Source organism: Paenibacillus sp. CF384, assembly GCF_900106745.1.
GTDB lineage: Bacteria > Bacillota > Bacilli > Paenibacillales > Paenibacillaceae > Paenibacillus_Z.
In genome coordinates this window covers 1-26,080 of the sequence record NZ_FNNV01000015.1, presented here as the reverse complement: position 1 = coordinate 26,080, position 26,080 = coordinate 1, and the positions used below count along the sequence as shown (strand labels likewise).

General features: G+C 50.0%; 15 protein-coding genes. 14 read left to right on the top strand and 1 reads right to left on the bottom strand.

What is annotated here, in order from left to right; genetic code table 11:
- Positions 1-80 precede the first annotated feature (80 nt).
- From BLW29_RS21830 to BLW29_RS21780, 11 genes are all read left to right on the top strand, one after another.
- Complete coding sequence (locus tag BLW29_RS21830) at positions 81-1,958, top strand: galactose-binding domain-containing protein (RefSeq protein ID WP_090983540.1); 1,878 nt, start codon at positions 81-83, stop codon at positions 1,956-1,958.
- Positions 1,959-2,575: 617 nt separating this feature from the next.
- A complete protein-coding gene (locus tag BLW29_RS21825) occupies positions 2,576-3,250 on the top strand; it encodes a TetR/AcrR family transcriptional regulator (protein WP_090983538.1) in 675 nt (224 codons plus the stop codon).
- A gap of 93 nt (positions 3,251-3,343) precedes the next feature.
- Entirely contained in the window at positions 3,344-5,098 is a 1,755-nt protein-coding gene (locus tag BLW29_RS21820; protein ID WP_177186756.1) for an ABC transporter ATP-binding protein, read from the top strand.
- Positions 5,091-6,851, top strand: coding sequence for an ABC transporter ATP-binding protein (locus BLW29_RS21815; RefSeq protein WP_090983534.1), 1,761 nt, complete (start codon positions 5,091-5,093; stop codon positions 6,849-6,851). Before BLW29_RS21820 ends, BLW29_RS21815 begins: the two co-directional genes overlap by 8 nt.
- A 107-nt stretch (positions 6,852-6,958) precedes the next feature.
- Positions 6,959-7,792, top strand: coding sequence for a sugar phosphate isomerase/epimerase family protein (locus tag BLW29_RS21810; protein WP_177186755.1), 834 nt, complete (start codon positions 6,959-6,961; stop codon positions 7,790-7,792).
- A 100-nt stretch (positions 7,793-7,892) separates the two neighbouring features.
- Positions 7,893-9,356, top strand: coding sequence for a sulfatase family protein (locus tag BLW29_RS21805; protein ID WP_218147124.1), 1,464 nt, complete (start codon positions 7,893-7,895; stop codon positions 9,354-9,356).
- A gap of 127 nt (positions 9,357-9,483) precedes the next feature.
- Positions 9,484-10,485 (top strand): copper amine oxidase N-terminal domain-containing protein, encoded by a 1,002-nt coding sequence (locus tag BLW29_RS21800; protein ID WP_090983528.1) that lies wholly within the window; start codon positions 9,484-9,486, stop codon positions 10,483-10,485.
- A 201-nt stretch (positions 10,486-10,686) separates the two neighbouring features.
- On the top strand, positions 10,687-11,016 hold the full coding sequence (locus BLW29_RS21795; RefSeq protein ID WP_090983526.1) for an ArsR/SmtB family transcription factor: 330 nt from the start codon (positions 10,687-10,689) through the stop codon (positions 11,014-11,016).
- Complete coding sequence (locus BLW29_RS21790) at positions 11,013-11,408, top strand: SRPBCC family protein (protein WP_090983524.1); 396 nt, start codon at positions 11,013-11,015, stop codon at positions 11,406-11,408. Before BLW29_RS21795 ends, BLW29_RS21790 begins: the two co-directional genes overlap by 4 nt.
- A gap of 106 nt (positions 11,409-11,514) precedes the next feature.
- Positions 11,515-13,770, top strand: coding sequence for an ATP-binding cassette domain-containing protein (locus BLW29_RS21785; RefSeq protein ID WP_090983522.1), 2,256 nt, complete (start codon positions 11,515-11,517; stop codon positions 13,768-13,770).
- Positions 13,771-14,153: 383 nt separating this feature from the next.
- On the top strand, positions 14,154-14,474 hold the full coding sequence (locus BLW29_RS21780; protein WP_090983521.1) for a CD3324 family protein: 321 nt from the start codon (positions 14,154-14,156) through the stop codon (positions 14,472-14,474).
- A gap of 62 nt (positions 14,475-14,536) precedes the next feature.
- Here the strand turns inward: BLW29_RS21780 and BLW29_RS21775 are convergent, their stop codons facing one another.
- Complete coding sequence (locus BLW29_RS21775) at positions 14,537-20,470, bottom strand: discoidin domain-containing protein (protein ID WP_090983519.1); 5,934 nt, start codon at positions 20,468-20,470, stop codon at positions 14,537-14,539.
- A gap of 602 nt (positions 20,471-21,072) precedes the next feature.
- On the opposite strand from BLW29_RS21775, the gene BLW29_RS21770 reads away from it, so the two are divergent.
- From BLW29_RS21770 to BLW29_RS21760, 3 genes are all read left to right on the top strand, one after another.
- Positions 21,073-23,964 carry a discoidin domain-containing protein gene (locus tag BLW29_RS21770; protein WP_090983517.1) on the top strand — a complete coding sequence of 964 codons (2,892 nt, stop codon included), beginning with the start codon at positions 21,073-21,075 and terminating at the stop codon, positions 23,962-23,964.
- Positions 23,965-24,105: 141 nt separating this feature from the next.
- A complete protein-coding gene (locus BLW29_RS21765; protein WP_090983515.1) occupies positions 24,106-24,558 on the top strand; it encodes a MarR family winged helix-turn-helix transcriptional regulator in 453 nt (150 codons plus the stop codon).
- Positions 24,559-24,623: 65 nt separating this feature from the next.
- The gene (locus BLW29_RS21760; RefSeq protein WP_090983513.1) at positions 24,624-25,868 is read left to right on the top strand and encodes an MFS transporter; all 1,245 of its coding nucleotides are present in this window, start codon (positions 24,624-24,626) and stop codon (positions 25,866-25,868) included.
- The last annotated feature ends 212 nt before the right edge of the window (positions 25,869-26,080 follow it).

The following is a 26,080-nucleotide window of genomic DNA, read 5'->3' as shown; positions in this document are numbered from 1 at the left end:
AGAGAGGACAGGAAGGGGGACTAGATTGTAATCGCAGGCATCACTTTGTCAGAAGGACACTAAGAGAGGATGTGCGAGAAATGCGACTGTTTAAATGGATGGCTTCAATCGTCTTATTATTAACGGTAGTCACGGGATTACTACCGGTTAAAGGGCCTCATGCTTATGCCGATAACCCCAATCACACGCTGGTTGGCGCCATTCGCTGGGATGCTTGGGTGGGCACGCTGAATACCGATGGCGTAGGTGCGCCGCAAGTCGGGTTGCAGGTCGAGCAGACGCTCGGACCGAACAAGTACCATTTTCGGCTGCCGTACTTTGGGGTAGAGACGGGGACGAATTCCGTCAATGCGCGGCAGCTGTCTCAGAGCCTCATGGACCAGGATATCGCCTTCGCGAAATATGCAGGCATCGATTATTGGGCATTCTGCTTTTACCCGGATGGCAGCGGCATGGACACAGCACGGAATCTCTACGATTCCAGCACGCATAAGAGCGATGTGAAATACACGTACATCCTCGGAACGGGCAGCTTGCCATCCACGAAATTCGACTGGTTGGTGAGTAAATTCCAAGAAAGCAACTACCAGAAGGTGATGGGTGGTCGGCCGCTGCTATATATATTCGGCGGTACAGGCGGCTATAGTGCTGCGGATATTACGTCGATTCGAAACAAGGCGACTGCGCTGGGGCTGGCCAATCCGTACGTTGTCGTTATGTCTGATAATTCTTCCGGAGCTTCGAGCGCGGCGTCATCGATCGGTGCAGATGCGATCAGTGCTTATATCACCTGGATGGGTGGCGGCGGTGCTTACTCGGGCTTGGCAGCACAAGACGAGTCCAACTGGAACAACCATAAAGCAACCGGTAAGAAGGTTATTCCTTGGGTGACGACGGGCATGGACACGCGTCCGCGGTACGATAATCCCGTGAGCTGGACGTCGGTCGGACCGAATGACTGGACCCAAACTGCCGCGCCTTCCGAAATCGCATCGAACTTGACGAACGCGCTAAATTGGGTCGGGAGCAACGCGTCGACCGCCGAAGCAAACGCGATCATCATGTATGCGTGGAACGAATACGACGAAGGCGGCTGGATCGCACCGACGCTGTTCGATGGAACGGAGCGGCTGGACGCGATAAAGAATGTGCTGAAACCGTCCGCGAATCCGGCGAATCTAGCACTGGACCGCGAGGCATACAGCAGTTCTTCCAATTGGGACGCCAGCCAAACGGCGGGGAAAGCGTTTGACAGCAACGGCGTTACGAACTGGCAGGCTGCTTCAGGTTCGACTTACAGCGGGCAGTGGGTACAGGTGGATTTCGGTGCGAATACACGCTTCAATCAAGTGAAGCTGTCGGAGTATGGCAGCCGCACAACGGGTTACCGCATCGAATACTGGAACGGATCAAGCTGGGCAACAGCGTACACCGGGACAACAATCGGAAGTACGGCATCGCCAACGACGGTGACCTTCCCGACTGTGCAAGGTACGAAAGCAAGAATCTATTATACCGGTGGCAGCTATACCCCGATCCTATACGAATTTGAAATCAACCGTCAGTATGTCAATCTCGCCGCAGGCAAAAGCTATGCCAGCTCCTCCAATTGGGATGCGGTTCAGACGGCAAACAAAGCCTTCGACGGTAATCTCGCCACCAACTGGCAAGCGGCTCTCGGTTCCTCCTATAACGGACAATGGGTGGAAGTGAATTTCGGCGCGAGCACGACATTCAACCGCGTTGTGCTGTCCGAGTATGGCAGCCGGACATCCGGCTACCGAATCGAGTACTGGAACGGTTCGAGCTGGGCGACGGCCTACACCGGCACGACGTTCGGCGGCACCGGGGCACCAACGGTGGCGACGTTTGCTGGCGTGACTGGGTCCAAAGCGCGCATCTATTATACCGGCGGTAGCAACACGCCGATTCTTTACGAGTTTGAAGTCTCTAATTGACAGATGGAACCGCTAAGTAGAGCGGATGCTTGGTTTGTTTTGGCGAGCCGGGAGGTCTTAGAGCTGAGAGTTCGAAATTGGAACTCTCAGCTTCATTTTTACTGTAAATTCTAGCTAAGAGTCAAATGTTTTGGGAATCTAATGGTTCAGTTGACCTTAATGAACATTTAAGGAGGAAAGTAGGGCTGCTTCACGAATGTAATAAAACGGAAATTCCAGGTTGAAGTAAGCGATTATTATAGCTCAACTGAAGGTGATAACGTAGAAGTGAAAATAAGCGAGAGTAGGGGTGGTTAAATGGGGATCATTTTACTTATTATTGTGCCTGTGCTTCTATTTCTATTATTGATCAATATTGATGCGAACGTGAAGAAACAATTATTAAGTAATGAACGCATTATTGAAAGACTCGACATCTTGATTAATACTCAAAAAGAGAAGGATAAGCATACTCCAGAATGATGTACGTACGGATTACCAGATTCAGTAGAAGGAAGCTGCGAGAAAGAATGATCTCCTTCTGCTGATTACAGCACAGATGATAATCTGGATAGGATTGACAATAACAGAAACGGCACATAAAATATGAATGAACGATTCATTTTCCGAGGTGAGCCATGGTAGACGAACGATTACGCAGCATTTATTTTCATGCGGGACGGTTATTTAATACCAAGCGTTATGCGAATACGAAAGTATCGGAGATTGCTGTAGCGGCCGGTATCGCAACGGGTACGATCTACAATCTGTTTGCAAGCAAGAAAGCCATTCTAACTTTTGTCATACGCGCTTCATTGGAGAAAGACTATCTCGACAGTGAAATTGCGTTGCCCGTCGAAGAGGCTGACATGAAACATCTGTATAACCTTTGCGAGAAATTGAACGAGAGGGTATTCGGCGAAGTATTGCGAATTACCGACGTCGATGGGGCAATCATTAAGAGCTTCACGCAGATGGTAGCCGATATCTTCGATATGAGTGCGGATATTCTTCTTGCAACCGGTAATATCGAAACAAACGCGAGTATCCTTCGCGAACTGGCAAACTCCTTCTTCCCAGCTAGGGATGAGTTCTTCCGCGTCTTCGAACATAACCTCAACTTGTATATGGCAGCCGGAGAGATCCGCAAACTGGATTACCCACGCGTCCACGTGCAAAGCATTAACGATATTTTGACATGGTGGGCGATGAACGCGAATATTGCAATGCCTGAAATTTCGGTACCGCGCGCTGCAGCCCGGGAAATTGCGGTTGACCTCGTGGCACGGGCTTACTCAACTCCAAAAAAATAATCGAGCAGCATCCCTATCGGCACGCTTCGGCGTGCTTTATTATATGAATAAAAACGAATGAACCGTTCATTCACCGCAAAAGGAGATGAGAAAATGCATGTAAAGTCAAAGCCTGAAACCCATCAACAGGAGACCCCTCCGGGTTCAATGCAAGTCATGCGCCGCTACTTCACAGTCAACAAGAAATACACGCCTATTCTCGTATCCACGATCTTTTTCTCCCTTCTCACATCGGCAATGCTAAGTCTGATGACGCAATGCTTCCATGCCATTATTGATCAATTCGGTGCTACAGGTACGATCCTAAACAAACAAACCACTATTCTACTGCTTGCACTTGTCGTGTTTATACCCTTCCAGTATCTGCAGCAGTTTCTAGGGATGAAATACAGCGAGCTGTGCGACCGAAATCTGCGCAATACCAATTTTGCGATCGTATCCGGAATCGACATGCGCCTGCTGGATGGTCAAGATAGCGGAGATATTCTATCACGTGCCAACAGCGATCTTATCCAAATCAACGAATCGCTGCAAAATTATTTCTCGGTGAAGCTGCCGCAGCAGATAATCGGTATAGTAGCGTTTGTGGCCTCATTGTACATTAGCTGGCAGCTTACATTATTCTCGCTTGCCGTCGTACCGGCCATCGCTTTCTTACAAGTTCGAATCTCAGTGCCGCTAACCCGGTTCGTCCAGCAATGGCAGCAAGCAGCCGGCGAATCACTCTCCGTCGCGAATCACTTGATGGGCGGCTACGAAATTGCGAAGTCGTATCAACTTGGTGACTTCCTTCGTCAACGTTATGAAGCGGCCGTAGATCGAGCCGCCGACAGCGGAATTCAAGCCAATCGCGCGACCATCTTGCTCGCCCCGTTAAGTCAGGTTCTAGTATTTCTCCCCCAAATCATCATCTGCGGCTTCGGCGTATATCTGGCAAGCGTCAATCAAATTACTTCCGGCGGTGTCATGTCTGTCATTATCTTAAGCGTCTTCATAGGAAATCCAATCGGTGATTTGTCATCCGTATTGTCTGCCTTCACAACAGCGCGGGGCTGCGCAACTCGCGTTTTCGAATTATGGGATCTGGCGCCAGAGCCGACAGGCGGTAAGGCAACGGAACCGGTTAACGAAGTGATCCGATTCTCCGATGTCGTATTCTCGTATGGGGATCCGTCGTCGCCAGTCCTAAGAGGTGTTTCTTTCACCATACTACATGGCGAGCATATCGCGCTTGTCGGCACAAGCGGCTCGGGGAAATCAACAGCGCTCAAACTGCTCATGGCGTTGTACCGCAAGAATGAAGGGGAGATCGAGATATTCGGTCATGCCGTGGAAGAATGGGCGACGGATGCACTCCGGGAGTTCATCTCCTATGTAGGGCAGGATACGTATTTGTTTGCCGGGACGCTATGGGATAACTTTGCAATGGGAAATCCGAGAGCTAGCGATGCACAGATCCAAGCGGCGATTGACGCCGCGCTGCTTCAAGATATCGATATGAAGCGAGATATCGGCGAACGCGGGATGCGTCTATCCGGCGGACAACGGCAGCGGGTAGCGATTGCTCGCGCGATGTTGAAAGACGCTCCGCTGCTCTTGCTTGACGAACCCACCTCAGCGCTGGATACGCAAAGTGAAGCTTTGGTGTCGGAAGGACTTCGTCGTCTTATGCATGGCCGTACCACGATCATCATTGCGCACAGATTGTCTGCCCTTCGCCATATTGACCGAGTTCTATGCCTGCATGACGGTCAGATCGTGGAAAGCGGTACACATGAACAACTGATGGCGATGCAAGGCGTTTATCATCGACTTTACAAGTCCCAGGAGGCGGAAACTCATGATTAATGCGGTTGACAGCATCCGGCATACCGTTCGAATGATGATCTGGTCGTGGCAATTCATCAAAACTAGGCAGAGGAGCTATATCGGATGTTCGTTGATTAGTGTGTTGCAGAACGCATGGATGTCAATCACCTCAGCCTATTTAATCGGACAAACGACAGCACACGCCGCAACGGGCAATTTTGCCGCTATGCTGCAGACGATAGGAGCAGTCGCAGTAAGTGTAATACTGGGCATTATCGTGATGACGGCAGTAAATTATAAAGCCGCCGCCATTAAAATTCTTGGCCTTGCGCAGATTCGTAAGGCATTATTCGCGAAGCTGACCGCTATACCGGCAGCTAAAGCGGATGCGCAGCTATCCGGCGATATGTCTACACGCTTAAGCATGGATGCAGAGCGAACGGCCGATTTCTTCGGTTCGATGATGACGGGGGATCGTAGTTTAGCCGCCATTCCGGTCAGTATCCTCATTTCAACCGTCATATGTATCGTTTCGCAACCCCTTATAGGTATCCTTAATCTCGTATTTGGATTGATTAGCATCTACGCGAACCTTGCTTGCATCCGCAGAGAGTATAAGTGGCTTACTCAAAAGATGGGGATTATGTCTACACTCTCGCAGCGAATGCTCGATCTGATTTCAGGATTAGTTGTTGTACGTATGTTTGGCCTTACACGGCATTTGCAGGCGAAGTATGAGGAAGAATCCAGGGCCGTCTATTCCCATGCCCTTCACGGAGCGCGATATAACGCCTTGCGATCATCATCAAGTTCTGCCATACAGTGGAGCGCAATTATCATAACTCTCGTCGTGGGTAGTGTATTTGTTTATAAAGGAGTGACAGACTTAGGTACTGTCGTGTTCATCGTGTTATTGCAGTCACAAATCAACAACGACGTGCTGTTAATGACCAACTCTTACCGTCAGCTACAATATGCAACGATTTCCGCGGTACGCGTCAAGGAGGTTCTTGATCTTCCCGATGAGCGAATGCGTGAACAATCCGTATCTCCGGACCTATCGGTGGCGAATGCAATCGAAATGCAAGGCGTGTCCGTAACCTATGAAAGCGAGCTGCCCGTCATTAAGCAATTGACTTTGCACATACGAAACGGAGAGAAGCTTGCCATTGTTGGAGGCAGCGGCGGAGGGAAGACGACATTGATGAAGTACATCATGGAACTTGTGGAATCCGATGCCGGATCCATTCGAATATTTGGTCATCCGCGCGAGCAGTATTCGCAAGAGTCCGTGAGAGAGCTGGTTGCCTATGTCCCGCAGAACAGTTATCTATTCGCCGGCACAATTCGAGACAATATTGCTTGGGGGAATCCCACTGCTTCAGACGAAGACATATGGAAAGCAGTATGCGAGGCGGGATTGCGGGAATTCGTGGATCGGTTGCCAAGTGGTTTGAATACGAGTGTAGGCGAATATGGTTCTCAATTATCCGGAGGCCAGCGCCAGCGAATTGCTATTGCGCGTGCAATGGTCAAGAATGCCCCGCTATTGGTACTGGACGAAGCTACATCCGCGTTGGATGGCGAGTCAGAAGAGCTCATTCAAACAGCGTTGGATCGACTTATGGAAGGGCGAACGGCAATTGTGATCGCACATCGGCTTTCCACCATTCAAGATGCGGATCGCATTATTGTTTTGGATAATGGGGAAGTGGTCGCAGAAGGGAAACATGCACATTTATTAGTCCATTCGCGGCGGTATGCACAGCTCTACGGATTGCAATTTGCCTAGATCCACCATCTTCAAACGTTAACTTGTGAAGGGATAGGAGGAAAATGGAATCGAAAATGGAATATGTTCCAATGAGAATCTATTATCTTGGCATAGGAGGATTTAGGATGAAAATCAGCATTTGTTCGTTCAGTTTTCACAGATTGCTCGCGGCGGGAAAACAGGATATTTTCCAATATATTAAGGATTGCAAAGAACTCGGGTGTACGCAGCTTGATCCTTGGAATGCTCATCTGGCCGAGTTGAATCAAGGTGAGGATGCGCTGCATGCCGGTGCCAACCCTGACCAATCCCAGCATCTGACGGCTGTGGACGATGAATTTCTGGAGCGCGTAAAGCGTGCGGCCGATGAAGCTGGGTTGCCGTTTGGCTGTATCGCCGTTGACGGGGCTCATATTTATGAAGAGTCTGAGGAAGCAAGAGCCAGCAATCGGCAGCGGGCGTACCGCTGGATCGAAATCGCCGAGAAGCTGGGTGCTTCCCACATTCGTATCGACTCCGGCGGACCGCAGCAATGGACGGACGACGTGTTTGGCATTGTTGTTGAGGGTTATCAGGATATCATTGCTCGTGCCGAGAAAGCCGGAATCCAAGTAATCGTGGAGAACCACTGGGGGCCAACCGTAGATCCGGACAATACGGTTAAACTATTGGAAGCGGTTCCGGGATTGGGATTGCTGCTGGATTCGTGGAATTGGGCACATGGGAAGCAGGCAGAAGGCTGGCTGAAATGTGCAAAATACGCAACGGTTACGCATATCAAATCCTTCCATTTCACAGAAGACGGGCAGGAACTGACGCAGAATGTACCTTCTTTCTGTAAATTGCTGCAAGACAATGGGTTTAAGGGTACTTGGGGTGTCGAAAGCGTACCGGCTGACGGTAATGAAATCGAAGGCGCTCGTAAAACCATTCAGTTGATCCAACGCTCTGTTCGATAACACGTTATAGTTCAAAGACGGCTTCCCTATACCAAGTGGAATCCGTCTTTTGGTTTTTGGAGAGCTAAAGATCATTTAGGACGGAGAATGAGAGATGCCGATGAACGAACGAAGACCCAACATCATTATATTCAATCCGGACCAGTGGCGGGGCAAGGACGTGGGCTGCCTTGGCAATCCGATCGTTCGAACGCCGCATACCGATGCGCTTGCCGAGGAAGGCGTTGCATTCTCGCAATGTTTTGTCCAGAACACGGTATGTACGCCGAGCCGTTGTTCATTCATGACCGGCTGGTATCCCCATGTTAGGGGACATCGCACCATGCACCATATGCTGTCGCCGGAGGAGCCTTTTCTGCTTCAAGAGCTCAAGGATGCTGGGTATACCGTGTGGTGGGGCGGCAAAAATGACGTTGTGAGGGTGGAGCATCAATCGGAGGTTTGTAATGTTCGTGTTACGCCGGAAGATGTTGATTATGACCGCGTCGCTCCGGCTCCTATGGAACAGGACGATCCGCTGTATTACACACATTATCGAGGCAAAGTGGCCGAGCATGAGATTGTCAGCAATGACGATGCGCTCGTTCAGGCTGCCATAGATTTTCTGCAAAGCCGTCCACAGGAGCCGTTCTGCATTTGTCTTGCTTTGCATGATCCTCATGTTCCTTTTCAAGTAGAAGAGCCTTATTATTCGATGTATGATCGCGAGAATTTGCCGCCACTGATTCCATTGCCGCCAAAGGGGAACAAGACGAGACATCTGGATGAAATTCGAGCTCGCATGAAATTGGACGGTCTGTGCGAAGCAGACTTCAAGGAAATTCTCGCCGTTTATTACGGCATGATTACGAAGACGGATGCCGCGCTTGGCAGGCTGACGAATGCACTCAAGCAAACTGAGAACTGGGATGATACGGCCGTGTTTGTGTTTAGCGACCACGGAGAATACGCAGGGGATTACCGAATGGTTGAAAAGACGCAAGTGACGTTCGAGGACGACCTGACTCGCGTACCTCTTGTCATCAAGTATCCGGCTTCGATACCGATACCGAGTAGAACGGCGCCGGTTGATGCACTCGTGGAACTGATTGATTTCTATGCAACGGTGGCGGAGCTTGCTAAGCTTCCGAAGCGGCACACTCATTTCGGCAAATCACTGATTCCCATTAGCACAGGTATAACAGCCGAGCACCGGGAGCATGTCTTCTGTGAGGGAGGCGCTTTAATCGAGGAGCCGCATACGCATGAACCGAAACCTGCTCCGTCACATGTGTATTGGCCTCGCGTAAGTGTACAGTCCGACTATATCGAACAGCATGGCAAAGCGGTCATGATTCGCTCCAAGACGTGGAAGCTTGTCCGCCGGTTGTATGAAAGAGATGAGCTTTATAATCTAGCAGCAGATCCGGATGAGCTGCAAAATGTCATAGACGACAAGGAATTCACGAACATTCGATTGCAATTGACGGAACGAATCGCAGATTGGTATTTGGCGACAGGGGATGTCGTGCCTTATAAGTTAAATCCACGTTCTGCGAAGGAGATCGTACCGGAATATGGATGACATCCCTCCAGGTCCCAATCTCTTAATAAAATGGGACAAGCAACCATTTTCGCCTTTCACTCGTCTAACTATGTGATCCCGGATCGAATGACATGCCGATCTATTACGATGTTAAGGAGTGGAAGGTATGAAACAACAACTTGCAGCTGCGTTAGTAGCGACTACGGTTATGGCAGGCACATTATTCGCGCTGCCCGGAACAGAGCAGGCTCATGCGAATGCAGCCGCTTCAGCCATTCAAATTGAAGTATTGGGGAAGACGGCCACTTCGGACGCTGCACCGATTATCGACAAAGGTCGAGTGCTTGTGCCGCTGCGCGCGGTTAGCGAAGCATTTGGCGCACATGTCGAATGGAATGCCAAGACGAATACGGCGGTCGTTCGTAAATGGGGCGTAACGGTCCGTTTCACGACCTTTAGCAATGTTGCAGTAGTCGAGCGCAATCAGCCTGGCGGTATGAGCAAATTGACGCAACGAATTGATGCACCTATGAAGCTGCATGGCAATCGTGCTTATGTACCGCTTCGATTCTTGGCTGTCCAATTCGGATATACCTCCGATTGGCATGACCGGACCGTGTTCATCTCATCCTATATCGGCAAGAAGAAACACGATACGTTGAATCAGGGCACTTTGGCCGAAGCTCGTAAGGTTGCGGTGGAGCTCAGCTATAGTCCGCAGTATGTGATCAACCCTTTGAATGCCGAGAACGTCGGCGAGGCGGACGGTGCAACCATGCTATTTGCTGAAGGAGAAGCTATGCGATTCATCCGAATCGATGGGAATCTTGCGCAGCAGATGGAAATCAAAGACGACCAAGCCGTTGTCACTTGGGCCGGTAGATTAGCCGGGCCGATCGAAGATCAGCTCCGTATCTTTATGAAGGGAAAATGGACGAACAGCGTCGGGACAGCTCCGAAACCAAGCGGCGATTTCATTTTCTATAACAGCGGGATATTCGGTGAAACCGGATGGACCGAATACGGTGTCGTGAACGCCGAAGGTGCGTACAAGCAGACGGGCTATAAGCACTATGGATTCGGTGAGGTGGATACCGAGACAGGCACGCTGGAAATCGCCAAGCCGGGCGAGAAGCGCACAGACACGGTTGGCCAAACAACGAACTAAAGCTTTCACCTGCATGATAGAGGAGCAGATCATTGCAATCTGCTCCTTTTTGCATGAAATCTTACCTCCGTGCTTATTGAGAGGTGGATGCACGTAGTAGTCGCAGGGCGCTTTATTGACTTGATACTAAATGATATCCTATAATAAACACGTCACCATTTGGTGTCCAATACCACAGTCAACAAATTAGGAGAGGGTGTTGTGAGCGAGAACAACCCGTTGCGGGATACGTTTGACGCGATTGCTGATCCAACAAGGCGCCAATTGATTCGACTGTTGGCAGAGGCAGAGGAACTGCCGCTCCACGAATTGACGGTACAGTTCCAAATGGGCCGAACAGCGGTATCCAAGCACTTGACCATTCTTAAAGAAGCCGGACTCGTACTGGACCGGAAAGTCGGCAGAGAAACGCGCTTTCGATTAAACGCCGAGCCACTCCGGGAAATTCAGAACTGGGTTTCTTTCTACAGTAAATTCTGGAACACGAATCTAATTCGTTTGCAGCACCTATTAGAGGAGGAAGAAGAATGAGTTTCACTTTAAATCTAGATTATCAATATACAGCAACCATCGAGAAGGTATGGAGCGCTCTAACCGATCCAACTAAACTTGCAAAATGGGTCTTGGAGAATGATTTCCAGCCCGTTGTAGGTCACCGTTTCCAATTTCGTCAGAAACCGACTGAATATTGGGATGGTATCGTGGAAGGCGAAGTGCTTATCGTAGACGAGCCGAGCACGTTGTCCTATACATGGGGAACCGGCGCGGAGAAACACACGGTTACTTGGACGCTGCAGGACCTAGGGGGCGGCAAGATTAACCTTCATCTGGAACAAACGGGAATCTCCAACGAACAAGCCTACAATGGCGCTAAGTATGGTTGGGGTGCAATGCTCGGCCAGCTGGTTAAGCTGTTTGAGTAGCAGCGTAAACTTAGCTGACCCGAAGCAGATATAAACCGGCTGTATGTTGCATGCAGCCGGTTATAAGTCTGCTTCGGAGAATGAACATAATCGGGGGAGAATGAGCATGAGCGTATCCAGTCAAGAATATATCGTTATCACCGGAGCTAGGGAGAACAATCTCAAGAACGTATCCTTACGAATTCCGAAGCGGAAAATCACGATCTTCACAGGGGTATCCGGATCGGGTAAATCTTCGATCGTCTTCGACACGATCGCTGCAGAATCGACGCGTTTGCTGAATGAGAATTTCAGCATGTTCGTGCGGACCTTCCTGCCCAAAGTTCCACAGCCTGAAGCAGATGCCATCGAGAACCTGAGCATGGCCGTCATTGTAGACCAGAAGCGGCTGGGCGGCGGCTCTCATTCCACGATGGGCACGATAACCGACATTTCTCCCATTCTCCGACTCCTCTTCTCGCGGGCGGGGCAGCCTTATGTTGGGCCAGCGAACATGTTCTCGTTTAACGATCCGCAAGGGATGTGTCCCGAGTGTAACGGAATCGGCCGCAGCATGGTCGTGAACATGAGCAGAGCGATAGACAAGTCCAAGTCGCTTAAAGAGGGTGCCGTTATGCTTCCGGATTATAAGGTTGACGGCTGGGAAATGAACATGATTCTGCAGTCGGGTTCCTTCGATGTCGACAAGAAGCTGAGCGAGTACTCGGAAGAGGAAATGGAGCAGCTATTGTACGCGAAAGCGCGTAAAGTCGAGATGGAATTCGCCGGAAAAGCGATGAATATTACGGTGGAAGGCGTCATCGAGAAGTTTACCAACAAGTACATCAAGCGAGATGTCAAGACGATGTCCGATCGGACGCAGCAAACCGTCGCCCCATTCATTATCGAAGGTTCCTGCTCCAGCTGTCATGGAGCAAGACTCAGTCAAGCTTCGCTGAACTGCAGAATCAACGGACATAACATCGCAGAGTTCTCTGCCATGGAAGTCGGTGAGCTTATTCGTGCAGTTCGGGAGATCGCGGATCCTGTCGCTGCGCCGGTCATCAAGTCGCTGACCGAACGGCTGCAGCATCTTGTTGACATCGGTCTTGATTACTTGACGCTGGACCGCGAGACGGACACCTTGTCCGGAGGCGAATCGCAGCGCGTCAAAATGGTCAAACATCTAAGCGGCAGCCTTGTCGATGTTACCTATATCTTCGATGAGCCCAGCGTGGGTTTGCACCCCCGCGACGTTCATCGGTTAAATGAATTGCTTCAGAAGCTGCGCGACAAAGGAAATACCGTCATTGTCGTCGAACATGATCCCGATGTCATCAAGGTCGCGGATCACATCGTTGATGTTGGGCCTCGCGCAGGCAGCCGAGGCGGGAACATCGTATTCGAGGGCAGCTACGTGGGCTTGCTGGAGTCAGGTACGCTGACAGGTAACCATATGAAGCGGCCGCTCCAATTGAAGCAGAGCTGCAGACAACCTTCCGGGAAGCTGTCCGTTCAGAACGCGACGCTGCACAACTTGAATAACGTGAGCGTAGATATTCCAACAGGCATCCTGACAGTTGTCACAGGTGTCGCCGGCTCGGGTAAGAGTACATTGATTAACGATGTATTCCTAAGTCAGCATTCCGATGCGATCGTTATCGATCAGTCGGCGATCGGCGTTTCTTCCCGCTCGAATCCAGCGACCTATACAGGCATAATGGATGACGTGCGCAAGGCATTTGCTTCTGCGAATAAAGTCAATCAAGGCTTGTTCAGCTTCAATTCCAAAGGTGCTTGCGAGAACTGCCAAGGGCAGGGCGTTGTGTCTATCGACCTTTCTTTCCTGGACAGCGTGGATCTGCCTTGCGAAGTTTGCGGAGGCCGCCGGTTCAAGGAAGAAGTGCTTGAATATAAGTTTAACGGCAAATCGATTGCAGATGTGCTGGAGATGACCGTGGAGCAAGCGCTGGAATTTTTCGAGCTCAAAGAAGTCGTCCGCAAGCTGCAGGCGATGAGTGATGTAGGGCTTACCTATATTACGCTCGGACAACCGATGAGTACGCTCTCCGGCGGGGAATGCCAGCGCATCAAGCTGGCAAGCGAGCTGCATAAGAAGGGCAGTATCTATGTGATGGACGAGCCGACGACCGGACTGCATATGTCCGATATCGCTCACCTTCTGGCGATCATGAATCGCCTCGTGGATGCCGGTAATACAGTGATCGTGATCGAGCATAACCTTGAAGTGATCAGCCAAGCCGATTGGATCATCGATATGGGACCGGACGGAGGCAGCAGAGGCGGACAGCTCGTGTTCGAGGGAACGCCTAATGATATTAAGCTTGCGGAGCAGTCCATTACGGGCAAATACTTGCAGTAATCGAGCGATTCTCGATTGAGATTGGCCCCATTTACGCTAAAAAACAACTATACCCGTTCTTTCACTTGTCTGCACGCTTCCGAATATGCGTTAATATAGATGTCGGGCCCGACAAAATCTTCATGAAAGGAGCTGATTCAGTTGAACAAGCACACGGAGGTGGCTTTCGCCTAAAGCGAAGGTCACTATAAAGAGGGAGGCCTTCCGGCCTCCCTTTTCTTACAAGAAGAAGACGGATCGAGCCGTTTTCACTTATAATGAGTATTAAAGCACGATATGATGAACAATCGTGTTTTTTCCATATTACTGAGAGGGGGAAGGAAACGTGAACAAATCGCATTCAGATGGCGTTGCAATGGCCGAACCGATTAAGGAGGTTTACGTTGAACTACAAGAACGGAAGAGATGTGCTTCCCCCTAGACTGTTGGAGGAGCTCCAGAGCTATATTCAGGGCGAGCTGATCTACATTCCTAAGCAGCAGAACGAGCGTGCTGCTTGGGGGGAGAAGAGTGGATCACGCGTCATCATCGGACAGCGTAACGAGGAGATCTACCAGCGCTACGCAAGCGGCAGTACCGTACAAGAACTTGAACGACAGTATCACCTGTCCGGAGATAGCATTCGCAAAATCATCATCAAACTGCGCAGCGCGACTATTGAAGCACCTAGCGCATATGAAGCGATACAAGCAGGTAAACATTGAAAGAAACAAACAAGCTGACGTCGGTTGATCCCGATGTCAGCTTGTTTTCTATACCTATACGATTAGTAAACTTCTAGTTCGAACAAGGAGTACCCATACTGCGTATTGCGTTCTGTACCGTGAACTTTGACAAAACGAGCTTCGACAGGAGCGATGAAGATGTTGTCGATACCGCCGTCACCTTGGGCCGTTGCATAAACGGTTGTCCAGCGCTCACCGTCTTGCGATACTTCGATGGTGTAAGCTTTCGCGGAGGCATTCTCCCAATTCAAGAGAACGCGGCTGATCGTATTCGTTGTGCCAAGGTCGACATTGATCCACTGCGGATCGCTGAATGCCGATTCCCAGCGCGTGCCTTTGTTTCCATCAACAGCACGCTCGCCGCCTTGAAGTGCGCCTTCGGATGTAGCGGTGTTTTTGTTAAGCGCAAGGTTCAACCCCGCTGTAAGCGGCTGTACCACGGAATCTGATGCGTATCCCAATGATTGCACCGTTACTACATAAGGAGTTGCTTCCGTGAATAATTCCGCATGAAGTGTGATCTGGCCGGCAGTCACGGTGTATTGATCCTCACGAAGAGTAACGCCGTTCAGCTCAACTGCGTTCATTGCAGTTCTCCATGCGATGTCATCCGTAAACGTGATGTCGATCGGTTTACCAAGTGTGTTATCCGTCGTGTCTGCCGTCAAAGCAGGACCCGCAAGAGGAGCCTTATCACCGGCATAAACCTCGAATTCCCATAAAGAGAAGCCATATGGAGAACCGCGTTTGATTCCGTTCATCTTCACGAATTTGGCTTGGACAGGAGCAAATGAGATATCATCGATACCGCCATTGCCATTGTCCGTGGTGTACACAGTCGTCCATTTTTCTCCGTCTAAGGAGACATCAATGGTGTATGCTTTACCGAATGCATTTTCCCAGTTCAGTACGACACGATTAATCGTTTTCGCTGATCCAAGGTTGATGCTCATCCATTGATTGTCGGCAAATGCCGATTCCCAGCGGCGATCCAAACGACCGTCAACCGCATCAGCGCTTGAGCGGTGATACTCCGGTGAAGAAGCGGTCTCTTTACCGAACGCGAGGTTCAATGGGTTTGGATTCGAACCCGGGTCCGGATTGGGGTTCGTATCTGGATTACCAGGCTGCTCTTTGGCAGTGACATTTTGTTGAACAGAAGCTTCAGTGTAATCTTTCGCTTGAACCGAGATCACATACGACTTAGCTGACTTAAACAAGGAAGCGTCAAATATTATTTTTCCCGCATTCACTTGATAGGTAGAAGCATTAATCGTTGTGCCGTCGATTGAGACGGTTTCGATCGCGTCTCTCCATGCTGCATCGTCGCCAAATGTAACTTCGATTGGTTGTCCTACTACAGTGTTTGTTGTATCGGCAGACAGCTCCGGTGCGCTAGGCAGACCGTTACCGTTACCGTACACTTCAAGCTCCCATAACGAGTAACCATAGTTGGTTGTGCGTTCTGTGCCGTTTACTTTCACGTAACGCGCAGAGATAGGGGAGAAGCCGATATCGTTGATGCCGGGCTTTCCTATAGTTGTTGTATATACCGTTTGCCAAACCTTGTTATCCGTGGAGACTTCCACGGTGTAGCTCTTACCGGCTGCATTCTCCCAGTTTAGAAGGACGCGGCTGATGATGTCTTCAGCACCAAGATCGACCATAATGGACTGCGAGTCGCTGGATTCGGACTCCCATCTCGTTGCTTTGTTGCCATCCACCGCATAGCTGCTCGCTTGTTTCGGAGTGGACGAGGTGAACGTAGGTTTGCGCAGGGCAAGGTTTACGTTCGAGCTTGTTACAATCGGCTGCTGAATGCTGGTCATGACGAACCCATTCGATTCAACTGCAATGTTGTAGTTGCCGGCAGCAGGGAATAGGGAGCCGTCCAGCGTAAGCTTGCCAGGCGCAACTTCATATTGTGCCGCGGATACAGCCGTTCCGTTCACTTTCACGGTCTGAATCGCTGTTCGCCAGTCTGCAACATCGTCGAAACCAATTTCAATCGGCTGACCTGCACGGTTCATCGTCGAATCGGCAATCAGATCCGGAGCATCCAAGCTGCCGGCTGGGGTCCCGAATACTTCCAGTTCCCATAAGGAGTAACCGTAGTTCGTCGTACGCTCTGTGCCTTCGACTTTGACGAACCGCGCATTTACGGCAGGGAACGTGATATCATCGATGCCTTCATGTCCGCGGGTAGTCGAGTAGACAGGTTTCCACTGTTTACCGTCGGTTGATACGAGTACTTTGTAGCTCTTACCGGCCGCATTCTCCCAGTTCAAGCGAACATGGCTGATGCGATATTCGGACTTCAGGTTCACAGCAACATATTGCGGATCGCTGAATGCGGATTCCCAGCGGGTATCCAGTTTGCCGTCAACCGCGTAAGAGCCCGGGTTATTCGGTTTGTCCGACGTGAACGTAGGCTTGTTCAGAGCCAGGTTGACCGTCGAATTCGTGATGACTACTTGCTGTACGCCAGTGTCCGGATAATCGGTAGCCTTCACCACGATCGAATAGCTGCCTTCAATCGGGAACAAGTTACTGTTCAAAGTAATTTTGCCGGCTTGTACAATGTAATCCGATGGGTCTAGCGCTGCACCATTCAATTGAACCGAGCTAATGGATTCGCGCCACTTGAGATGATCGGCAAAAGTAAGCTCGATTGGCTGCTTGATCATATTGCTCGTCTTGTCGGTTGCAAGCACGGGAGCTACGTTCGCGTCCAAATCCGTCACTTTCGTCGGATCGACTTTAACAAGGGATTTCGGACCGACTTTCGCCGAACCCGTTACACCTGCTGCATTATGGAAGGTTACCGTAATGGCTTTGTTGGTAGGGTTCCATACCTCAGCCGTGTAAGCGGCCCCTTTCTTATAAACGGAGGCGCCAGTCCAGCCGCTCGCCCAAATGTCCTCCGTGCGAGTACCGAGCGTTGCCATATTGTGCACGAACCAATACGTGTTGAAGATTTCGTTCTTCTGCGTGTTCTCTACCGTAAACTTATCGAGCACCGCTTGCGGATTGCTCAATGCTTCGATCGGCCATACGATATGCTGCCACGCATCTTCAGGACCTTTGTTATCCTTGACCATACCGTTGTACAAATCTGCTGCTTTGGCTGGATCGAAACCATAGCTCGTTAAATATTCGCCGGTTGGCAGCCAGTGGATACCGTAAACATTAACCGGATTTCCGCTGAAGAAAGTACCGAAGTTATAGGCACTTCCGTATACTTGACCTACTGATTTGTGAGCGAACTCCGGCAGCCAGTTGTCGTTATCATAGTTGAACCAGTATTGCTCGACAGCTTTCAGCTCCGTTGTGAAGCCATAGATGGAGATATCACGGGTAGCTTTGTCACCGGACAGTAAGCTCCACATGTATTCACCGACCCAGCCGAAGAGGGACTCGCCGGCAGCTTCCTGATTGTTCCCGTTGTTGTTGTCACCATAACCGCCGGCCCATGAATGGCCTTCGTAAGGATCAAAGTTACGGAGGAACGGATAGAGTGGATCTTCCTTGGACGGATTGGCATAATCCCGAATAAGGTGCTCAACCATGCCGCCATAATTGTCCTTAAAGTCCTGATCGTAAGTCGCGAGCACGGCAGAAGCGAAGACGTAGTAACCATAGGTGAAATGATGGTCCGTCAGGCCTGTATTGGCGCCGAATTCACTGTTCTTGTAATACATCGTGCCCCAAGTCGGATCGTAATACATGAAGTAATCCGGCTCGCCTTTGGTATACGTATACCAATCCGTTAAGATCGTTCTCATCCTGGAGAGGAATACGTCTTTGTACGCTTGGTCTCCGATTTGATCCGCAATCAGTACGCCCATTGCCAGCGGATGAAGCACTTTACCCTGCCAGTAAGCATCACCGGACATGATATTCTTGGATGTCGCTTCATCCAGATAGCTTAACTGCTCAAGCAGCGCCTCGCGGGAATACGAAGCATCTCCCGGCTCCGTGAATTGCGGTACAATTCCGTTAAACTGATCCTTAGTGGTGAACGCATTGCCTTCATGAAGCTTCAGCGTTCCGCGAATGGATGGATAGGAGAGAGGAGTCAGGGACGAATCGGTTTGCTTCCATTGGTGCGGGAGCAAGGCCATCAAGGTCGTTGGTTCCAGATCCGAACGTTTCTGATCGATCTCCACTTTGAAGTTAGTAACGACTTCTGAGGTATTCTCCTCGAAGCTTGGTGTGACGATCGTATTCTTAACGAACGCGTAACCATGCTTATAGAAGTAATTCAAGTCGCTTGTAGCGGGTATCGTTGCTACGGACAAGTAGTTGTGTCCGCTTCCCAGGCGAATCTTCACTTTGTTGCCGACTTTCATGAAGACAGAGCCTTCCGGCGCGAATACACCATAGTTGCGGGTTACTTTATTCGCTTGCGGAGAGCCGTCGACATTCGTCACGGCGAAACCGATATGATCGGCTGTCAACGTAGCGCCTTCAGCTGCGAGAACCGCATTGCCATTGTCATCATAGAAGCGGGTGGACACTGGGAAATACAACTCCGATGTCGTCGGGTCGCTGAATTCCGAATACAAATACGGCGAACCTTTGACGAACGTCGTTGTCATCTTGGGTGTATCATTGTCGCTCAATGCTACAGTCGCGGACCAATCCCCATAACCTGTAATCTTGTTCTTGACGTTGGTGGTGCTGATGTTGCCGGCATGCAGGTAGAAGTCCGGTCCGCCATCAGCCGCTTGCGAGTTGCCTGTATCATTCACCCAACCTGCGCCTGGATTCAGGATTCCGAGTCCGAGCGTGGAGTACTTGGATTTCAGAGGAAGCGTAATCAAGCTGTCACTGAAATTCTTGATTAAGACCGATTGCCACCAATCATTCGATGGAATCGGGGCATTCAGCTCATCCGACTTGTTCATCGGCGGACGTGGCTGCGGCATGTCGATATCGCTTGTTAGATAGCTGCCTTTACCTACATTAACCGTTGAAGAGGTAGGAAGAGTAGGAATCGTATAGGACGGCTTCGGATCCCCGTTAACGTAGTCGTAAACGCTGAAATTGAATAAGGAGTAGCCATAGCTGGTTGTGCGGCTAATTCCTTTCATTCTTACATAACGGCCGCTTGCATAGACCGGCGTATCGATCCATCCATCTTGCCCGTTCATTTCACGGTAGATGGTTGTCCAATTGGCAGCATCATCAGACACTTGGAGATCGTAGATGCGTCCTGCTGCATTCTCCCAGTTAAGGCGAATGCGGCCAATTTCATGCACTTGGCCAAGATCGACATAGATCCATTCATTGCTCGTATGAGCGGAGGACCACCTTGTCGTCGCATCACCATCATTGGCATTCTCCGGCGGCATAGCCGGTTTATCTTTGTCTGCTTTCTCAAAAGAGGAAGCTGTGACTGGTTTATTCTTGGCCACATCCTCGCCGAGCACGACAGGGATCGGATTCGTTCCACCTGTACCATAAACCTCGAATTCATAAAGCGATACGCCATAACCGCCGCTGCGCTCGAGCGATAGCATCCGGACATATCGTCCCTCGCCGGATAGGCTGATGGTATCGACACCGCCGTCGCCTTTGGCATCCGTGTAGATGTCTTTCCACTCTTTTTCGTCGTCGGACACTTGAATCTTGTACGACTTGGAGTAAGCATTCTCCCAGCGGATGACGGCCTTGTCGATCTTGGCAGGGGCGCCAAGGTCTACATAGATCCATTGTTGATCCGCGCTGAACGCACTTCCCCAACGAGAATCCAGGATGCCGTCAACTGCTTTCTCAGGCGTTAAGCCGCCTTCCGTAGAAGAAGCATATGCCGCTCCTCCATAGGTAAGAAGGTGCGAAGCCTCAGCTCCCTTAGCACTGGCTGCTGCAACGATTGCTCCGTTCCAGGAACCGAGAAGCAAGGAGAGGGTGAGCACTGACTTCGTTGTCAGGGGCATCTTCCTACGAACCTTTCTTGCAAAAGAACTCATTCCACCAATTCCTCCTCTAATTGCGCCTCATGGGCTAAATGAATGACATTTCTCGACAGAAAAGAAATATCCAAATCCCGGAAATGGAATGGGATTTTTTTTCAGCGCAATTATATCCCTTGTCGAATTTAGTTCACAATGAGCGTCACAGCCTACTCCGGAGGTGAGAATAGGGCTATATGCTTATGTATGAAGGAGGTGAACACGTTTAATAGACCTAATTCAACTGTAAAATTATAGAAGGTTGTTCATTGATCATGTTAACTATTAAGGCGATTAGTGACAGTATTTAAACTCAATAAGCGTTGTTATCTGTCTTTGAGACGATGTGGGTCTACGGACCTTAATGCCGTATTGCCTATGGAATAGGTCATAATAAACAATTTTAAGAAATCTTAATATAGATTCCTGCCAGAAATTAGTCAAAACATCCTGTATTGGTGAATTCAAGAGACATTTGTAATAGGGTGATTTTCATAGATGCAGATCATGCTCGTATCGAAATTTACGCTTCCTTCTCATAAAAACGATCCACCTCCATAAGCTATTATTTAGGTAATGGAAGCGTTGTCAGAATAGATGGGAGAGGTGAATTAACGAGGATGAAAAAGGGTGAGTGTGTCAAGGTGATTTGGCTTATTATTGTGGCGATGGTAGTTGCGTTAACCGTGACTATCGTACCGTCAGAAAGGAGTTACGCAGCGACGCAAGCTACATATTACGTGAATCCGTCAGGAGGCAGCGACAGCAATAATGGGTTGACGACAGGAACGGCGTTCGCAACGATTGCGAAGGCAAGGGATGTCATTCGGACGATAAACGGCAGCATGACGGGGGATATTTATGTTTATCTGATGAACGGCACTTATCCGCTCAGCAGTACATTGACGTTCGGTACGTCCGATTCCGGGACGAACGGTTACCAAATCATCTACAAGAACTATACAGGTGCAACCCCTATTGTAAGCGGCGGTGTTGATCTGACTACCGGATGGACGCTTCATGACGCTGGCCAGAACATTTACAAGAAAACAGGGGTCAATTGGAACTTCAGGCAGCTTTATGTGAATGACTCGCGAGGTGTCAAGGCGCGAAAACCGAATTTGACGGATGAAGCAACGGGTGGACCCTACTTAAACGCTACGAACAGCTCTTATCCGTATACCGTAAATGCGTCAGATATCGGTTCATGGGCAAATGGCGGTACGGCCGAAATGGTCGTTGTAGGCCATTGGAGCCAGCATCGTGGAAGAATCGCAAGTTATTCCGGGAATACGGTCTCGTTCAAATCTCCCGAGAGCGGCTTTGCCTATAATCATCATAACCAAGGTTCATCGCCTTATTTCTTCGAAAATGCTTATGAGCTGCTGGATGCGGCAGGTGAATGGTTCTTGGATACGGCTGCCTCTACGCTCTACTATAAGCCTCGGAGCGGTGAGACTATGAATACAACGACGGTCATAGCACCGAAGGTAGAGACGTTGATTCAATTTCAAGGCAGCAGCGGAACTAGCAAGGTGCACGATATTCAATTCGTTGGCATTACATTCAAATACAGCAACTGGTTGGCGCCTAGTTCCTATGGCTACGTAGATTCGCAAGCCGGATTCCGGTATCAATCGATTGGCGGAGGCTCCAACTCTGAAATTCGCAATACGGCAAGGTATTCCTCAGCTCTAGGTATGGTGCAGCTGAAATATGCCAGCACGATCACGCTGGAAGCTAACGTTTTTCAATTCGCCGGCGGGTGGGGCATCATGGGGAACGAGGGAACCGATCATACGCTGATTAAGGGCAATTCCTTCTATAAGAATGCCGGCGGAGGCATAGCGCTTGGAGTCGCAGGCGATCAGTGGGATGAGCAGACGGCTATGGACGGTCAGAGCACCTACGATTCGATTATGGATAATACCATTGATTCCGGCGGGCTTGATTACGCGGATATGGTCGGGATTGGCGCGATGGTCCCGAATAACATGACCATTGGTCGTAATGAAGTCAAGAATCTGCCGTATACGGGGATAACGATCGGGTGGAACTGGCAGGATTATGAGCACGGCATGACGGATAATATCGTTTTCGGCAATAACATCCATCATGTGGTTCGGCTTCTCGATGACGGGGGCGGGATCTATACACTGGGCAAAATGGTTGGGTTCACCCGATTTGATGCCAATTACATCCATGATCTATCCGGTTCGGTGTATAACGGCGGATATCCGATTTCGGCGATTTATTTTGACAACGGAAGTGCGTACAAAACAGCGGAGAAAAACGTCATCAACAACGCACCGCAAACGATATTCGCCAGCAACCCGCCTAATCATGATAACGTGATACAGAACAATTACAGCAACTCGCCGTGGGGAAATTGGAGCGGCAGCAACGTGTTCCAGGGTAATACGACTGTCAGTAATCAAAGCTGGCCGCAAGGCGCAATAGACATCATGAACTCGGTCGGTCCGGGAGGATCAGCCCAGAAACCGACGCCTCCTACGGCACCGCCGCCTGGCCCTGTAGTATTCAGCGATAACTTTAACGACAATACCATAGGGACTTCATGGACGACATATGGCGGAGCATGGAGCGAAACGTCTCAGACGTTGAAGCAAACCTCTACGGCAAACGGCGATCCGCGCAAAGCGATCGTGAGCAATGGTGGTCTAGGTACTTCTACCGATTACACGATTACCGCCAAGGTTCGAGTCGACAACTGGACGGACGGCGATTATGCACGCGCTGGTGTGGGACTATTCACGGGAACTTCTGACGGCAAAGGGTATAATCTCGTATTCCATCAGAACCACAGCACGATCCAGTGGCTGAACGACGAAATCGCTTGGGGCACAAGCTACCCATTCACATGGAGCAACAATACTTGGTATTGGTTTAAAATGAGCGCCTCCAATGGGACGTTGTACGGAAAAGTATGGCAGGACGGGACGAGTGAGCCGGCGAGTTGGATGTATTCGCAGTCTTGGAGCGGCAGAACGGGGTATCCTTCTCTCAACGGAGGCAGTACGAATACCGGAGGTTCAACGGCTTCCTTCGACGATATTACGGTGGAAGGACCTGCGAGCACGAACAAAGCATTGAACAAAACAGTAAACGCCTACTACATCGACGGCAGCACCGCAGCACTTCAACCGGGCGACTCCGTGGTTTATGCGACGGACGGCAATGCGTCTACGAAGACGCAAGCTACGGATCAATGGCGGTGGATGCTTCGCGTGGATCTAGGCGCGTCCGCCAGCATTAATCGAATCAAGGTCATCATGCCGGCTACTGCCTATGCGACTGCATTCGATATTCAGACTTCTACGGATGGAACCTCCTATACAACCGTCAAATCCGTAACGGGATTCGGTGGAGGAGCAAGCGACAACACCATAACGGCCACAACCGCAAGGTATGTTCGCGTTGTCGCGATTACCCCGAATGGCCCGGGTCAAACAGGCGGGCAGATGGCGATATCGGAGGTTGAAGTTTATTAGCAGCTGAATTAGCCGCGAGAGTCTGAGGTGAGACTTTCGCGGCTTCTTTATGCCAGAAACGAATCAGCGTCGCTGACATTGACAGAATATGTTGTCTGACATATAGTTGTCTAAACAACTATATAGGGAGAGGACTTCAGAATGTCAACCGAATCACGCAAGATGCCTTTTGGATTCGCGATGGGCTTAACCTATCGGAAGTTAGCGGCATTATTTCAACAACGACTAAGCGCTTATGGGATTACGCCTGAGCAATGGTCTGCACTGAATCAAATTGATTGTTCCCAGGGGCTTATCCAACGTGAAATTGCCCAGCGTATCGGCAAGGATAAACCTTCGATGACGCGGATTTTGGATCACTTGGAGAAGAAGGGGCTTATTTATAAGAAGGCTGGCGATCGGGACCGTCGCTCGTTTCTCGTATACAGTACGGAGCTCGGACGTGAGATTATTCGCGTGACTACCCCAATTGAAGAAAGTATTACGGCAGAAGTCAAAGCATGTCTCTCGGAAGAAGAACATGACAATATGATTGAACTCCTGCAGCGGGTACAGCTTCACATTGAAGGGAAGCTTAAGCACACAGACTGCTAATTGCAGAGAACGAGATAAGAATATTTATTTAGTTATGATTTTGTTCGGAGAGGATACTTAATTTGATGCAACAAATACAAGAACAACCATCGAAAACGCCATTATGGACACGACCATTTATCGCTTTGACCTTATGTTTCTTTCTGCTGTTCCTAAGTTTGCAGATGCTGCTGTCATCCTTTCCCGCTTATGTAAAAGCTGAATTTCATGCCGGGAACGTCCAGACCAGCCTTGTGACATCCGTATTCGCGCTGGCGGCTATCGTATCTCGTTTCGCTACCGCTGCACTCATGCAGCGAGTATCTCGGATGAAACTGCTGCTCACGGGTCTAATTATTGCTGCGGCAACGACAGCACTCTATTCCGCTGCCGGGACTTTCGCTGCATTATTGGCGCTGCGCATTGGCTACGGAATCGGCTTCGGGATGGCAAGCACAATTCTGCCCACGCTTGTTTCCCGTATTATCCCACTTCGCCGAATGGGTGAGGGCATCGGTTATTTCGGCCTGTCGACGAGTCTGGCATTGTCCATCGGACCGGCGATCGGACTGAATGTGATGAAACAAGCCGGATTCACGCCATTGACGATGATCGGATTGGTCACAACTGTAGTCATCTTCCCGGTCTTATGGCTGTCGCGTTCTAGTCGGGAACAACAAGTTCCAATGGAGCAATCGGGACCGGCTCAGAAGGAAACTCTGCCGCCGAAAGTAGCTGGCAAGGTTACATTTAATCGCAAACTGATGTTTCCTGCGTTGTTGAACGTCTTGCTTGCGATCACGTACAGCGGCTTGCTTAGTTTTCTCGCTTTATTCGGTGATGATGTTCATATCGAGCAGGTTGGATTATTCTTTATGTTTAATGTCATTACAATCATTCTCGTTCGACCATTCTCGGGGCGAATCTTCGACCGATTCGGACATACATCCGTGCTCATTCCCGCGGGATTGTTCGTGACGGCAAGTATGGCAGTGCTGGCGAATACACATACTATGCCGATGTTAATCGTGTCCGCGCTGCTCTACGGTGTCGGATTCGGCTCCATTCAGCCAACCATTCAAGCTTGGATGCTGCGCACCTCGAAGCCGGAGCAGTACGGCATGGCGAACAGCATGTTCTACAATTCAACGGATTTCGGCGTCGCTTTCGGTTCGATCCTGCTTGGCGCGATCTCTTCGGTAAGCAGCTACTCGGTGATGTACGGATATTCTGCAGTTGTTATGGCCGTGTTCGTCGTTCTCGGAGCGCTGCAGCATGTCGTGGCAACTAGGCGCGGTAGCAGAAGCAAGCGTGTCGCGACCGGTTCCTAACCGATCCGATTGCTGCTAAAGTAATGATAATGAAGACTGCCACGAGGCAGTCTTCTTGTGTTTCGCCCAGTAGAATATGGCATTAGACTTTTACCCGCCACATACGATTAGCTCTAGCTATGATGAACGTAAAAACAGCCCCGTATTTGCTTCAAGTCGTAGGTTAAGAATGGAAGTAGAACACATCCATTTTCAGAGCTACAAAGCAAAGG

Coding starts and splice junctions, on each gene's coding strand:
- BLW29_RS21785 (WP_090983522.1), top strand. CDS start 11,515: ATGAGCGTATCCAGTCAAGAATATATCGTTATCACCGGAGCTAGGGAG.
- BLW29_RS21825 (WP_090983538.1), top strand. CDS start 2,576: ATGGTAGACGAACGATTACGCAGCATTTATTTTCATGCGGGACGGTTA.
- BLW29_RS21810 (WP_177186755.1), top strand. CDS start 6,959: ATGAAAATCAGCATTTGTTCGTTCAGTTTTCACAGATTGCTCGCGGCG.
- BLW29_RS21800 (WP_090983528.1), top strand. CDS start 9,484: ATGAAACAACAACTTGCAGCTGCGTTAGTAGCGACTACGGTTATGGCA.
- BLW29_RS21830 (WP_090983540.1), top strand. CDS start 81: ATGCGACTGTTTAAATGGATGGCTTCAATCGTCTTATTATTAACGGTA.
- BLW29_RS21815 (WP_090983534.1), top strand. CDS start 5,091: ATGATTAATGCGGTTGACAGCATCCGGCATACCGTTCGAATGATGATC.
- BLW29_RS21760 (WP_090983513.1), top strand. CDS start 24,624: ATGCAACAAATACAAGAACAACCATCGAAAACGCCATTATGGACACGA.
- BLW29_RS21775 (WP_090983519.1), bottom strand. CDS start 20,470: ATGAGTTCTTTTGCAAGAAAGGTTCGTAGGAAGATGCCCCTGACAACG.
- BLW29_RS21805 (WP_218147124.1), top strand. CDS start 7,893: ATGAACGAACGAAGACCCAACATCATTATATTCAATCCGGACCAGTGG.
- BLW29_RS21765 (WP_090983515.1), top strand. CDS start 24,106: ATGTCAACCGAATCACGCAAGATGCCTTTTGGATTCGCGATGGGCTTA.
- BLW29_RS21820 (WP_177186756.1), top strand. CDS start 3,344: ATGCATGTAAAGTCAAAGCCTGAAACCCATCAACAGGAGACCCCTCCG.
- BLW29_RS21770 (WP_090983517.1), top strand. CDS start 21,073: ATGAAAAAGGGTGAGTGTGTCAAGGTGATTTGGCTTATTATTGTGGCG.
- BLW29_RS21790 (WP_090983524.1), top strand. CDS start 11,013: ATGAGTTTCACTTTAAATCTAGATTATCAATATACAGCAACCATCGAG.